Raw genomic sequence first — 12,547 nt, 5'->3', positions numbered from 1 at the left:
GGATATCGGCGTTCAAAAAATTATATCGTCGCTCAGAACTTTTTATCGGCGTTCAGCAATTCTGTCTTCCCACTAGCATTGGTTTTAAATTTCCCGAATGCTACTATTAATTTAACATCACTTATTAAAAAGGAGCCTGCTATGTATATCCCGAAACTTTATAAAATCACCGATATCGAAGAAATCCGTGACTTTGTTCAGCATCATTCGTTCGGCACGCTCGTCACGACAAGAAAAGGCAGACCGATCGCGACCCACCTGCCGCTCCAGCTAATTCAGGAAGGCGATGATTATTATGTAACCGGGCACATGGCCTACGGCAATCCGCAGTGGCGGACGTTCGAATCTTCGGAAGAAGTGCTGCTCATGTTCCAGGGGCCCCATGCCTACATCTCGTCGTCGTGGTACGAGCAGGAAAATGTGCCGACGTGGAACTATCAGGCTGTCCATCTTTACGGAGCGGCTCAAGTTTTAGATCCGGAAGAACTGAAGCAGGACCTGACGAGACTGATGGAAACTTATGAAAAGCACCGCGAGAATCCCGTCCTGTGGGAGAAACTCTCGCCGTCTTTATTGGAAAAAGAAATGAAGGGCATTGTCGGATTCAAGATCAAGGTCAATGAAATCCAGGCTGCCTATAAGATGAGCCAGAACCGCAGTGAAAAGGATTATCGCAATATCATTGGGCAATTGCAGAAAGAAGAGAATCCGGATTCTGCGCAGATGGCGGATGAGATGAACAAAAGAAGGTAAATACGCTATTGGCTGAGAGAAAAGCCTGTTTTTCGGATTGAGTCATCCGGCTTCAAATCGGTAACACTCTTCGTAATCATTCTTCATCAACAAGCTTTGGCAAGCCAACCCATTTTCATGGTAAATTTCATCTGCAACGTCTAATACAATATTTCGATTTGAATCTGGTCCTCCGCCTTTATTGATAATCGAAAGGGTTTCTTCATCAACCCAATTCATCTGAAAATCATGTTTTGCGTCTGCATAATAAATGACTTTTTTCTCAGCATCACTTGTGATCTCAATCCAGACATTTACTCCACCCGCCGCACCCCCATAGGGTTCGTAATAAGCATTTGCAATGTATTTTCCTGTCGGTGATGAAATTTCAGGTCCTTCTTGCATATACTTTCGATTGATATCATCAAACGAAAAGAAATATTGAATGTACACAAAGATGCCAAGAAATAAAATAACTCCTATGAAAGTTGATCTCAAAGTTTTTCGCGGAAAGGTTTTTCGATTAAAAAAATAAATGACTGACTTAACAATGAAAACCAGGAACATTATGACTGTAACTAATAATACAAATAAACCAATTACATTAAGCGGTGGGTTCATCATTCATCCTCCTTTCTGTATAAACGATAAATTGACCTGGCCGGTTTCAGCATTATTGTAAATAACAGTCGGAGGAAATGAAGAAGCGGAGAAAATAAGAAAGCTGTTGATCTGAGGAGAGCCTGTTCAGATCAACAGCTTTTGTTTTTTATACCCCGCTTATTAAACTAAGCTTTTATAATATCCTCTGGCCGGATAATACCTGTCATAATCGATTTTTTCCAGAGCTTCCTTGGTAAAAACCTGATAGACTCCGTCCACCAGCAGATAATCACATTTTTCTCCAGCCTCATCATCGACAAGGAGGGTTTTATCTTCAATCCCTTTGACGAAAACATCGCCTCTCACACCTTTTTCAATACCGAACACATCATAAGTTTCAAGAAGCATTTCAAAACCCAGTTTTTTATAGAAGTTGTTCGCCTGTTCATCGTCTCTCGTGTACAGTTCGATAAATTCGATTTCTGTTCCTTGCAGCTGCTTTACCGCTTCCTCATACAGCCTCTTTCCGATTCCCTTGGATTGATGGTCAGGATGAACGGCAATCACCTGAAGAAAAGCTCCCAGCCCATCTCCAAGCAAGGACGTTTTTTGCTCTGCATTATCCAGTACCATATCTAAAATCCCAATGACTTCCCCGTTTTCGACTGCTATCAATTCAATGGCTGGCCGCCCGTTAAATGTCGGCTTTGAGGTGACCACATCCTCGTACATGGAAGTATGTAAATAAGCCAGAACTCTGCACCTTAACCAGCCTTCATGATATTCAGGCGAGTATTTTTTTATTTCCATCGACGTTCCTCTTTTCTGCAACTTATTTATATGCTGACATCCATCAATAAACCAAATTCACTTTCCGGATCGTCAGCAAATGTCCTTCCTCCAATATCAATTCCGCGGGAGACTTTATCTTATGGAGCTGGACTTGCCTCCGCTCCAAAATTTTAAAAGGCACCCTGTTCGAATTCACGAGATTGGCAATTTGAAACGTACACCTTTTATGCCCCTCCGCCTGCTTCAAAATATAGTCCAGCAGAATTATCGCTTCTCTTTCTCTATTGATGCCGTTATAAATCTCAAGTTGAATGGGAAAGTCGAAACCCTTGATGCGTTCCTCGGATTCATCGATATCCAAGTGGACATTCTTTAAGCTTTCTTTCGTCAGCTCAATGTCCGCTGCAATGTAATAATAGTAGGTCATGGCGTTGCCTCACTTCATTTTTTATTTCAAATTAAATCGGAAGTTCCGTCAGCCGGTACTCCAGTCCTAACTCATCAAACCACTCATTCAGCCCGGTCCACAGCTCTTCGCAAAGATGGAAGATTTTTTCGTGTTCAAAAAGCTGGCTGCCGTGGAAATAATCCAGCAGTTCCCGGTAGCCTGAAGGTGTCGATTCCATTGCGAGCGACTCTTCAAACGTTCTTGCCCGCGTGGTGAAATACATCCTGTTCGCCAGCCCGATCAGTTTTGCCGTCTGCCAAAGCAGGTCCCGCGCGCCGATCTGAAGATAGTTGAAATTGCCGCCGCTGTAATTCGTGCGGATCTTCGCCATCGTTTCATACGGCTCCCAGATCATGAATTGTTTCATGACATCCTGCCTTACTCTATCCGAAGCTTTAAATGGAAGGTCCTTAGCCTGCTCAAATAAATTTTGCGGATCATGAACCGGAATGATGGTGATGAACGCCCCTGCCGTAATGGCCCAGGAATCATTCATTTCTTCTGCCTCTTTAAGAAAAGCAGTCCTGGTATTAGTACTCAATTCGATTTTGAATCTATCGTATACGAATTCAAGCGTCTCCATCTTGGCCCCGTCTTTTGTTATGACATGCATTTCGATATCCGAATACGGGCCTGCCGTTCCGAGCGCGATGGAGCCGTAGACACCGATGGCGAGAATGTCATCGCCACGGGCAGCGAGCAGCCGCTCTTTCAAGGTATCAATCATTTCAAATTTTTCTTTTCTGGTGGTTGGTGCGGGATAAGGGAGCATGGTGAGACCTCCGATTCGAAATCTTTATATGTATGCGTACTTTCAATTCAAGCAGAATAGACATATTTTATAAAACCTTTTAAATACTATTTATAAAAAGCCAATCAGTTCCTCCGGATAAAGCAGCTTTCTTCCCTCAGTCAACTCATCTATACTGATCCATTTTGCATAGGTGATCCGATTTCCCTCAATCACCTGGAAACAGTCTTTTCGGTATAACGCAGAATCTGTAAATGCCACTTCGTAGACTTGGGTTATTTCGTGACCGATACTCTCTTCTATCTTAAAGATATTTTCCAGACAGGTGATATAATTTTTAATTTCCACTTCTGCCGCCAGCTCTTCGTGAAATTCCCGCTTGATTGTTTCGCTGGATCTTTCACCAAATTGAATCGTTCCGCCAATCGGACGATAATAAAACCCAGTTCCTCGGCTGTGCTTTCCAACAATTTCCTCCAGGAGGATGTGATTATTTTTATAAAGTATTCCCAGGGTATTCGCACGTGGCACCAAATTTTATTCCTCCTGCAACTTAAGCATTCATTAATAAGCAGATTGTACGGTATTCCGGATTTCTGCCTGCAGTCACTTCGAACCTTTAAACCCTTTGATTACCATGACGATTCCTGTAACGAAAAAAACAAAAATCAATATGAACGTTACATAAGCCGCAGCAAATCCACTTGAAACCATGGATCCGTATATTCGTCCAAGAAACCAGGACAAAATCGGGCCTATTAAAAACGCAATTGCTAAACCCCAATTGACTAATTTCGGCTTGGTTTCCATGCCATTTTCCCTCCCCTTCTATAAAAAGCCATCAACACTGTGGAAATAATCAAATACTATAATAGATATGGATTCGCATCATTTCTCCAATTTATACTGAATCAGCAAACCATCCATTCCCATATACTCTTCCCTGCCTACTCTGCCGACTTCTGCAAACCCAATCTTCTCAAGCATTTTCCGCGACCGCATATTCGCTTCGTTTGTTTCTGCGGTAAAAACCGTGATGCACAATTTCTCTGCGGCAAAATCCATCAAGGCCTGCGCAGCGCGGGATCCAATCCCCTTCCCCCACAAACCACTTTCTCCGATCGCGATGCCTAATTCAGCGGAACCATCCTGAATACCCGCCAAATCCGCATAACCGATTAATTTCCCGTCACACTCGATTCCCATCCGAAGAAAATCTTCCACTATATTCTCGACACACATGCGCCACCATATATGCAGCTCTTCGGGAGTTCTGTTCATTTCCCATCCATTGGCTGAACAAAATATGTCATCCTTGCTCCATTTCAGGACCGCCTCATAGTCATCCATAGTCAACGGTCTAATCCGGATGTCCGGTGAAATGCCCTCTTTCTCATCCATTCCTGCTCCTCCACTCATTCAAAGCGTCCCTTTGACAAACTCGTCAAATTTGCTTTCCTCTTCCGAAAACGGATTGTGATTGCTCTCCTCAAACACCGTAAACTCAGCTCCAGGAATCAATTCAGCAATTTCTTCTCCGAACCGCAACGGGCATTGTGCGTCGTATTTACCTGCGTATATATAGCTAGGAATATGTATATCTTTCAGCTCTTCCCTGATGTCGTATGCAGGATATTCATTTTTCATGAAGTAATCCAAACGCGGACCAACTGTTTTGCCGCTGTTCGGCTTTTTCAAGGATTCCTTTAATTTTTCTTCCGATCGATAAGACATCAGAGCCCATTCGTAACCGACTTTCTGTCGAACTTCAAGAGGAGTTGCTGGATCTTTCAACAGATTCATAATTTCAATAATCCGATTGAAATTTGGATTCTTTCTGCAATAAATACTGTTTTCATCTTTTCCATATTCGTAGCTTGCCGCGGCTCCGCCCGCAATTATTTTCGTGAGTGATGCCGAGTGGTTTATGGCGTATTTCAGGGCCAGCATCCCGCCCGCAGAATGGCCTGCGAAAGCCCATCTCTCAAATCCAAGTGCTTTTCTGATGGCTTCAAGATCTTTGACTGCCTCATCCATACTGTAGTCATCGGGTGCAGCAGCTTCGACAGACCGGCCCGCTCCCCGAAGGTTAATTAAATGAACATGATAATAGTCAGTAAAGGCGTTAGCCACTGAATTGCCCTTTTGGTTGTATTCGCTGTAGAGATGCGTAACGGCTAAAGGCTCTCCTTCCCCTTTTTCAAATAGCTCGAAGTTTCCCCTGTCTGTTTCGACCAATCTTTCTTTCCACATTTGACAGCACCACTTTCTGATTATTCATTTTTATTATACATTAAACGCTTGGCAGTTATGGTAAAATAAGTTAATGAATTCAGGGGAGTGAATCGATTGGACTGGAAATATGCTTTAGTCTTTACAGCGATTTTTGTTCTGTATTTTATAATTGCAAGATTCATACTCAATTATTTTTTCGCACCAACGATGTTCGTTAACCTCGTGGTTTCCATAGTGGTTTTACTGATGATTTATTTCGCCACTAAACTCACAGTGGATAAAGTATTATAGTGCCTTGTATAAAGAAATAAAAAACGGAGCCTTTAACTAATAAGGCTCCAAAATCAAAACTCCCGAAACTGCTCATATCCTTCTGTGAAAAAGTTGAATCTGCCTTCTCCTGTCTTTTCAGGAAGCAAAAACGTCAGAAAATGACTGCCATCATATTTGTAGGTTATTTTGAAAAGCCACGCTGACTCAACTTCTTCAGCACCTTTGTGGACAGTCATCCGGTGCTTCGACAGGATTTGAATATCGTTTATGTACTCATTTTGAAATTCCTCTTTGGCTTTGATCTGATTGATGGACGGTTCATCGTCAGCTGTCAGCTCATCGCCTTCTTCAATGACGACATACTGGTCCCCGTAATCTCCGCCTTTATCCAAATACTGTTCAACAATATAGATACTGCCGCCATTGTAAAAACCATAATTTCTGGGCGTAAGGAGATACGCTCCTTCCACCTCACCGAACTCAAGGAGATCACGCACTTTAACCATTTCCTCAACATCTGCTTTGTTCGGAGTAGGTTCATACATAATTATGAACCTTATGATCAGAAAACCGGCAATGATCACTAGAATGACTGATGCCAGGACAATAAAAAATCTTTTGAGCAAGTCTTTTCCTCCTTTTTATCCCGGCGTATCAGCAAAATTTCACTGATTCTCCCAATTCCAAAGCTCCACTTCGCCCAGCTGTTCTCCTTGAATCATTTCTTCGTCTTGAAGTTTCAGCAATTCTTTAACCGGGCCTGTTACGACTGCCCCATATACAATAAACCCATTTTCTTTCAGGTAATTGTAGCGCTCCTCCAGATGTCCCAAGCCAAGGAATCCTTCGTAATAGGATGAAGGTTTTTCAGAGAGCAGTGCTTCGATGTGCTGCAGCATCACTTCCTGGCTGTCTTCGATAGTCGTTCGATCCAGTCGATGAGCCAGTGAAGAACTCGAGATGAAATCTTCTGAAACAGTCCGCGCCCCTGTTAAACCAATCATATTATCGACTAATAGATTATCACCGCTTGTGCCATAACCCGGAGTGAAGTTTTCGAACTCTCCCGTATGGAGAGGCATCCACAGTACATCAACATCATAGGATGACAAAGCTTCCAGCAGTTCTTCAGGCGACATGAATCGGTCCGTCGAAAATGCCAGCTCCGCCACAGTTCCTTCATGGAGCATTTCGAGTGTTTCCCACACACCTGGCTGCGGATTTGCCTCCAGCTTTCTTGCAGTGCGTGGATCTTCCAGGTAGGAAAATGAAAATCCATCGTACTGTCCCTTTGCAGGAAGATCGTATTCTATAAACGAATTGTGATTGATGATACTTTTAGTTATTTCCGCTTCTCCCACGACAGTATCAGATCTTCCAACTTTTTTTATCAAGGTATATGAAAGTTTCTTCGTTCCGAAAGGAGTGATGTTCTCTTCTTCATAGCCATACTGGCCCCGCAGGTTCGGATTCTTCCACTCCAGTGCGAGTTTTGTATAAAAATCGTTTTCTTCAGCCATATTCATTTTATCCGTAGCGATATTGAGTATGATTATGTAAATCCCATAAAGCAGAACAACTATCAGCAACAGCCGGAGAATCCGGATTGTCAGCGTAAAACGCGACTTCTTCAAAATCTTCTTTTCCATTTCCTTATTCCACTCCGTCATGCTGCCACCCTTTCTTTTTTGCGATAGTTTCCAGTTTTTTTCTGGCCCGATACAGATTGACCTTCACTTGATCTTCAGATAAGTCCATGGCTTCCCCAATTTCGGCGTAACTGAATTGCTCCGCTTCCCTCAAATAGAGAATCGTCCGGTAATGCTCCGGCAGAAATCCAAGCAGCTCATTTAAATCGCAGATTCTCTCCTGCTTCAGCATTTCATCTTCCGGCAAACCATAGGGACTGATCAGTTCTTCATTCGAATAAAATAATTTCAATAAAGGATTGGCCTGCCTGCGTTTCCTTTTCCGCCATTCATCGATATAGATGTTCCGCGCCACTTTGAACAGCCAGGCGCGCGCTTCTTCCCCTTCATATGTATGGAGCGAAATCGTCGCCCGAACAAAAGTTTCCTGCGTCAGATCTTCAGCCGCATGAGCAGAGCCTGACATTTTCCACAAATAATAATAAAGGGGTCGCGAATAAAGTTTAAATAGATTTTCCAGCTGCTGATTTTTCATTCGCTCCCCCTTTACTGATTTCCTACTGTTACCACGTCTAGTTTCCTATAATGTTACAGTTTTTCCAGAAGTATTTCTGTAAAAAATTTCTATGTCGAACGAAAATCTACAATACGCTCAAGTCGCCAAAAACCTTCAGAAAGAGGAACGGCCGTCATACATATTGAAAAACCTTCGCATTCGCGAAGGTTTCCCAAAAGAAGGAGTTTTTCGCAAAGCGAAAAACGTCCGCTGTGATTTTGAATTTAAGGTTCTGCGCTTTTCGCAGGGTTTAGGCGAAAAGCATCCATTCAGTTTAAGATTTCGAACTTCCACTAACTAGTAAGGGGTCATGGCGGCAAAACAGAACATCAGCAAGACGAGAAAGAGGAAAGTCCAAAGACCGCCTAAAATCTTTTGATTATGTATGCTCTTGCCTTTATGTAATTTCTCCATAAGAGTAACGAGATTCAAATACCAAACAACTCCCAGCGCGGGGAGAACGAGAAAGATTATTATCAGTTCCACTGTTTCACTTCTTCCATGTGATTATTTTTCCAATTCCAGTTTTGCCTGTCCTGCTCACTCCTCTAACAGCAAACGTTCCGAAATCAGTTTTTCATTTCTATATATTTCAATCTTTCCCATCTTAAAAAATCATAGAAGCAATCAAGCCAACAATAATACCCGCGACAAATAGAAGCAGAAACTTCACACCTCTGTTCATTTACACAACTCCTTTTATTCAGCGTCAATCTTTATAGTCTCTCAGAAATTCCTCGTCCAATTCCGCCAGTGTCAACCCGGTAACCTCCGAAAAGCTCTTTTCAAAATCACGGGTGTCATTCACAGAATCGATGATCTTCACAATTACTTCCTCACCGAATTCCCCAGTGAGGAACGCCAGCGCGTAGTAACTTTGCGAATACGGGCTCTTGAGCGGCGTGCCGAGAGCCGCCTCCCATTGCCCAGGGCTGCTCAGTTGCCTGAAAGGAATCGGTTCAAAATGTGGAAAGAACACGCTGTCCGGATCATTGCCGGCGTATTCAGCCACCCCTTCTATAAACCAGATCGGATAATGCTGCGGACTTTCCGCTCTGCGATAAAATGCGTAATGAGTGTATTCATGTATAAGGATCTGCCGGAAACCGTACAAAGCCAGATCATCTCCAGCCAATAAAATCTCTTTCCCCGAATTGTGGATGGCGATGATTTTTTGAAAATCCGAATAATACGCGTCCCGGGCTTCACTCAGTTTATAGTTGTTCATCTCCACAAAGTTCTCATAGACAAGCAGATCAAGCGACACATCATCGGTTTTGCCGAAAAGTTCTTCCGTTCTTTCAATGGCCAGATCCAGCGTTTCCTTCGTAAGCGGCAGCAGCTCAGAGAAATTCTCATCATAATAGATGGAAATGTGGTGATAATCTTCCCGCATGGAAGATTCCTTCAGCCGTTTTTCATTTTTTCCATCTGCATTTCCAGTTATAAATCCATTCATCGTTTGAATATATGTAAGATCTTGATCGTGAGGTTCAACGGCCACTTTATAGACGAGAAAACTTCCGGTAAATAAGATCAGCAGGATGAGTGAAACGATCACCGTGACCGACAGCATAATTATTTTGGATTTCTTCATTGACTTCCCCTTTTAAAATAAGCTCATTGTTGTTCTTCACTCGTATTCTGAATGAAAATGAATCACTTTTTAACAGTTAGCTGAACCCCGAGAATCTATCTCCTAAAATATGCCCCATTCGAAGTTCAGCTCAATGTTCAGTTACCTGGTCCGTTTTTGTGTCAGTCACCAGACCGATTCCGCTTTATTTGCCAGCTTGGTTGTAGCTATGAGAATAAATATACCGATTACAATTGTTGAAACGGCAATCGCAAAGAAAGGAATCGTGGGTAATTCAAATACTTTCCAGGCTAAAAAGGTAATGATTATATAGCCAAGCAGAATGAAACCTTGGAGCATTTTTGTAAATCGGGATACATATTGTTCTTCCTGACAATCCGGGCAATTCGTGCCCTGACTATAATCAATGTGAGCCTTTAATGTCTGCCTCGCCTTCCATTTGTATCCGCAGTTTTGACATTGTGGCATCTTATTACTCCTCTCATTTAAAATTTACAGAATAGTTAATCACTATAAACAGTGTACCTTTATTTGGAAGGAAAACCAACTGGATAAAAGATAAGCAGCCTCGTCGAAATTAAAAAACAAGTGCAATTTCTTTAATTACGCCAGCCACCCTTCACCTTTCATAAGGCGGCATATCGCCTTCTTCATCATGGAGCGTCGAGCTTGAGCGATCTACCCGGTACGCTATCATCCAGGAATCTTGTATGGTGCCTTTTTGCCAGGTTTCCGTAAAAGTCACCAAATAATTTTCTTCGTCCAGCTGCTCGGCTGATGTTGTCCTTTCAACCTGATAGCCCTCTATTTCGCCTTTCCATGTCCCTGCTTCATCCGGGAACCGATCGATTGAAGTCCCATCTCCGCTGGTGGCGAATTTCACTGCGTCTTCTGCCGTGTGTGGTGGCAATTCGGGCGATGTCAGATAAAAAAAACCTCCCAGCAAAAAGAAAACACCCACTGGAACAATGAAAAGGATTTTATTCCCCTTATCCTGCTGCCACCTTTTCAACAGCCATTTATCGATGACGCCAAAGAGAGCGGCAGCAAGGATTCCGCTAAAGATGATACTTTGATAAGGAAAAATAAGGCCGATTGCCGATCCAAATCCACCGAGTATCAGGACATACAACCAGTCAGCGTGCTTAAACCATCTATTTTGCAGCGACTCTATGCTGAAGGACACTGCATTCCCGTAAACGAGCACGAAAAAGCCCATGTATAAGAAGTAAATCAGTGTCATGAAGAAAAAATCTGTTCCCTGGTAATAGACAGAATCCTCGGTCGCGGCAATTTCCCAGCCACTCCAGATCATGGAAACGATAAACGTGGACAGCACTGTTGCCCCCAGCTTCCGTACGATGCGCCCTCCTGTATGTTCTTTCATCCTTAATCCCTTCTTTCAACGAGTCTGCCCATTTCCATTCACTGCAATCAATCATTTCGTTCCCCTATACATATTTACGTTGGAAAAATCTGAAAGTTTCTACCAAAAAATAAAAAAGAGAGAAGACGCATTTTTGATCAGCTTCTTCTCTCTTTCTATAATTAACGGAATTCCCGCTCTTACCTCCACCAAGCCGAAACAGGCTGCCGCACACCCTCACCCAACGTAACAGTTTCTCCAATTTGCGGAGCGATGAGGTCGACATCCATTTCTTCAGCCGCTTTTATCGCACGTTCGATCGGTTCCGTCCAGCTGTGGCGTGCAAGTGTGAAGCCTGCCCAGTGTATCAGCATCATCCCTTCGGCTTGCGCATCGATGCTCGCCTGAACGGATTCTTCCGGCACCATATGGGATTCCGGCCAACGTTCGTCATACTGCGCACCTTCGATCAGCGCGATGTCAAATGGTCCGTACCTCTCGCCGATTTCCTTGAAATGCGAATCGTAGCCGCCGTCGCCGCTTGCGTATAAACGAGTTTGGTCACCAACAATGACCCATCCACCCCATAGCGTCGAACCGTGGTTCAGGATCCCTCTGCCAGAGAAATGTTTGGTTGGTGCCAGAGCAATGGTCAATCCCAGGTATTCCGTTTCATCCCACCAATTCATTTCCGTAATTTTGTCTTCGGCCACGCCCCATCCCGTCAAGTGGCTGCCAACACCATAAGGCACAAAGAACTGCGCAACTTTGTCGTCCAGTTTTTTTATTGACTTATAATCCAAATGATCATAATGATCATGGGTAATAAAAACAGCATCGATTGCCGGCATCTCATCAATCAGATGCAGCAGATCTCCCCCGTATCGTTTCGGTCCGGCAAAGGAAACGGGTGAAGCCACCGGCCCCAGCATTGGATCAATCAGGATTTTATTGCCATCGAGATTCAGGATAAAAGTGGAATGGCCGAGCCAGGTCAGGCTGTCTTCTTCCGCGCCAATCTTGTCCCAGTCGATGTCAGTCATTGGCAAGTCGCCGCCGGGATCCATCTCCTTATCCGCTGCATCGGTTTCATCCGGCGTGGCAAGGATATCGATATCGACATCCGGTTCCTCTGAAGGCAGATTGATGAATTGCCCGTCCTCGTAATTATCAAATGCCTCAAACATTTCTTGCTGCTCCTTGCTCGGACTGCTTCCGAATGTCGGATATGTTACTGTGAATATGAGAATCGCTATTGCCAATAAAACCACCAGCAGCAACAGGCCAAGCGGTATTTTCCAGAGCAGGCTCTTTTTGCTTTTTGGTGATTTCTTTTTATACTTTTTTCCTCGGGGCTGATGTTCTTCGATAATCGACATTTTATCCCTCGCCTTACAGCTTTATTAGCAGTTACTGGTGTTGTTTTTTTGAGCTTAGCTCTATTATAACAGCCATTCTTATTATCTATGATGACTATGCAACCGGATTCGGCTTACTTACCATAAACCACAGATGAAAAGGCTTCGCGGACGCGAAGCCTTCCTT

Annotated in this window: 16 protein-coding genes; 1 reads left to right on the top strand and 15 read right to left on the bottom strand. The window is 43.5% G+C overall.

Annotated elements, in window-relative coordinates; translation table 11 throughout:
* The first annotated feature begins 141 nt into the window (after positions 1 to 141).
* Entirely contained in the window at positions 142 to 753 is a 612-nt protein-coding gene (locus tag KW93_RS05920; RefSeq protein WP_033542061.1) for an FMN-binding negative transcriptional regulator, read from the top strand.
* A 42-nt stretch (positions 754 to 795) separates the two neighbouring features.
* On the opposite strand, the gene KW93_RS05915 is transcribed toward KW93_RS05920, so the two are convergent.
* From KW93_RS05915 to KW93_RS05835, 15 genes are all read right to left on the bottom strand, one after another.
* Positions 796 to 1,353 carry a DUF5412 family protein gene (locus tag KW93_RS05915; protein ID WP_033542060.1) on the bottom strand — a complete coding sequence of 186 codons (558 nt, stop codon included), beginning with the start codon at positions 1,351 to 1,353 and terminating at the stop codon, positions 796 to 798.
* 162 nt (positions 1,354 to 1,515) lie between these two features.
* On the bottom strand, positions 1,516 to 2,145 hold the full coding sequence (locus KW93_RS16900) for a GNAT family N-acetyltransferase (protein WP_052131485.1): 630 nt from the start codon (positions 2,143 to 2,145) through the stop codon (positions 1,516 to 1,518).
* A 43-nt stretch (positions 2,146 to 2,188) separates the two neighbouring features.
* The gene (locus tag KW93_RS05905; RefSeq protein WP_033542059.1) at positions 2,189 to 2,554 is read right to left on the bottom strand and encodes a hypothetical protein; all 366 of its coding nucleotides are present in this window, start codon (positions 2,552 to 2,554) and stop codon (positions 2,189 to 2,191) included.
* A 31-nt stretch (positions 2,555 to 2,585) separates the two neighbouring features.
* On the bottom strand, positions 2,586 to 3,347 hold the full coding sequence (locus KW93_RS05900; protein ID WP_033542058.1) for a kanamycin nucleotidyltransferase C-terminal domain-containing protein: 762 nt from the start codon (positions 3,345 to 3,347) through the stop codon (positions 2,586 to 2,588).
* A gap of 90 nt (positions 3,348 to 3,437) precedes the next feature.
* Positions 3,438 to 3,857: an NUDIX hydrolase gene (locus KW93_RS05895; RefSeq protein WP_235318369.1), complete on the bottom strand. Its 420-nt coding sequence runs from the start codon at positions 3,855 to 3,857 to the stop codon at positions 3,438 to 3,440.
* A gap of 75 nt (positions 3,858 to 3,932) precedes the next feature.
* Positions 3,933 to 4,136 carry a hypothetical protein gene (locus tag KW93_RS05890; RefSeq protein ID WP_033542056.1) on the bottom strand — a complete coding sequence of 68 codons (204 nt, stop codon included), beginning with the start codon at positions 4,134 to 4,136 and terminating at the stop codon, positions 3,933 to 3,935.
* Positions 4,137 to 4,214: 78 nt separating this feature from the next.
* Positions 4,215 to 4,727, bottom strand: a complete 513-nt coding sequence (locus KW93_RS05885; RefSeq protein WP_033542055.1) for a GNAT family N-acetyltransferase — start codon at positions 4,725 to 4,727, stop codon at positions 4,215 to 4,217.
* An 18-nt stretch (positions 4,728 to 4,745) separates the two neighbouring features.
* Positions 4,746 to 5,579, bottom strand: a complete 834-nt coding sequence (locus KW93_RS05880) for an alpha/beta fold hydrolase (RefSeq protein WP_033542054.1) — start codon at positions 5,577 to 5,579, stop codon at positions 4,746 to 4,748.
* 326 nt (positions 5,580 to 5,905) lie between these two features.
* On the bottom strand, positions 5,906 to 6,460 hold the full coding sequence (locus tag KW93_RS05875; protein WP_033542053.1) for a hypothetical protein: 555 nt from the start codon (positions 6,458 to 6,460) through the stop codon (positions 5,906 to 5,908).
* A gap of 39 nt (positions 6,461 to 6,499) precedes the next feature.
* A complete protein-coding gene (locus tag KW93_RS05870) occupies positions 6,500 to 7,483 on the bottom strand; it encodes an anti-sigma factor C-terminal domain-containing protein (protein WP_161787027.1) in 984 nt (327 codons plus the stop codon).
* A gap of 4 nt (positions 7,484 to 7,487) precedes the next feature.
* Positions 7,488 to 8,018 (bottom strand): RNA polymerase sigma factor, encoded by a 531-nt coding sequence (locus KW93_RS05865; RefSeq protein WP_033542051.1) that lies wholly within the window; start codon positions 8,016 to 8,018, stop codon positions 7,488 to 7,490.
* 730 nt (positions 8,019 to 8,748) lie between these two features.
* A complete protein-coding gene (locus tag KW93_RS05850) occupies positions 8,749 to 9,636 on the bottom strand; it encodes a hypothetical protein (RefSeq protein ID WP_033542049.1) in 888 nt (295 codons plus the stop codon).
* Between the two features lie 165 nt (positions 9,637 to 9,801).
* A complete protein-coding gene (locus KW93_RS05845) occupies positions 9,802 to 10,104 on the bottom strand; it encodes a TIGR04104 family putative zinc finger protein (RefSeq protein WP_033542048.1) in 303 nt (100 codons plus the stop codon).
* A gap of 151 nt (positions 10,105 to 10,255) precedes the next feature.
* Positions 10,256 to 11,023 carry a hypothetical protein gene (locus KW93_RS05840; protein WP_033542047.1) on the bottom strand — a complete coding sequence of 256 codons (768 nt, stop codon included), beginning with the start codon at positions 11,021 to 11,023 and terminating at the stop codon, positions 10,256 to 10,258.
* 179 nt (positions 11,024 to 11,202) lie between these two features.
* A complete protein-coding gene (locus KW93_RS05835) occupies positions 11,203 to 12,381 on the bottom strand; it encodes an MBL fold metallo-hydrolase (protein WP_200883324.1) in 1,179 nt (392 codons plus the stop codon).
* Positions 12,382 to 12,547: the final 166 nt, after the last annotated feature.

This window comes from Planococcus sp. CAU13 (genome assembly GCF_000775575.1).
GTDB lineage: Bacteria > Bacillota > Bacilli > Bacillales_A > Planococcaceae > Planococcus.
The sequence above is the reverse complement of the archived record's forward strand: the minus strand, read 5'-3'. Positions and strand labels throughout refer to the sequence as shown.

Coding starts and splice junctions, on each gene's coding strand:
- KW93_RS05840 (WP_033542047.1), bottom strand. CDS start 11,023: ATGAAAGAACATACAGGAGGGCGCATCGTACGGAAGCTGGGGGCAACA.
- KW93_RS05905 (WP_033542059.1), bottom strand. CDS start 2,554: ATGACCTACTATTATTACATTGCAGCGGACATTGAGCTGACGAAAGAA.
- KW93_RS05865 (WP_033542051.1), bottom strand. CDS start 8,018: ATGAAAAATCAGCAGCTGGAAAATCTATTTAAACTTTATTCGCGACCC.
- KW93_RS16900 (WP_052131485.1), bottom strand. CDS start 2,145: ATGGAAATAAAAAAATACTCGCCTGAATATCATGAAGGCTGGTTAAGG.
- KW93_RS05850 (WP_033542049.1), bottom strand. CDS start 9,636: ATGAAGAAATCCAAAATAATTATGCTGTCGGTCACGGTGATCGTTTCA.
- KW93_RS05845 (WP_033542048.1), bottom strand. CDS start 10,104: ATGCCACAATGTCAAAACTGCGGATACAAATGGAAGGCGAGGCAGACA.
- KW93_RS05915 (WP_033542060.1), bottom strand. CDS start 1,353: ATGAACCCACCGCTTAATGTAATTGGTTTATTTGTATTATTAGTTACA.
- KW93_RS05920 (WP_033542061.1), top strand. CDS start 142: ATGTATATCCCGAAACTTTATAAAATCACCGATATCGAAGAAATCCGT.
- KW93_RS05880 (WP_033542054.1), bottom strand. CDS start 5,579: ATGTGGAAAGAAAGATTGGTCGAAACAGACAGGGGAAACTTCGAGCTA.
- KW93_RS05890 (WP_033542056.1), bottom strand. CDS start 4,136: ATGGAAACCAAGCCGAAATTAGTCAATTGGGGTTTAGCAATTGCGTTT.
- KW93_RS05885 (WP_033542055.1), bottom strand. CDS start 4,727: ATGGATGAGAAAGAGGGCATTTCACCGGACATCCGGATTAGACCGTTG.
- KW93_RS05835 (WP_200883324.1), bottom strand. CDS start 12,381: ATGTCGATTATCGAAGAACATCAGCCCCGAGGAAAAAAGTATAAAAAG.
- KW93_RS05900 (WP_033542058.1), bottom strand. CDS start 3,347: ATGCTCCCTTATCCCGCACCAACCACCAGAAAAGAAAAATTTGAAATG.
- KW93_RS05870 (WP_161787027.1), bottom strand. CDS start 7,483: ATGGAAAAGAAGATTTTGAAGAAGTCGCGTTTTACGCTGACAATCCGG.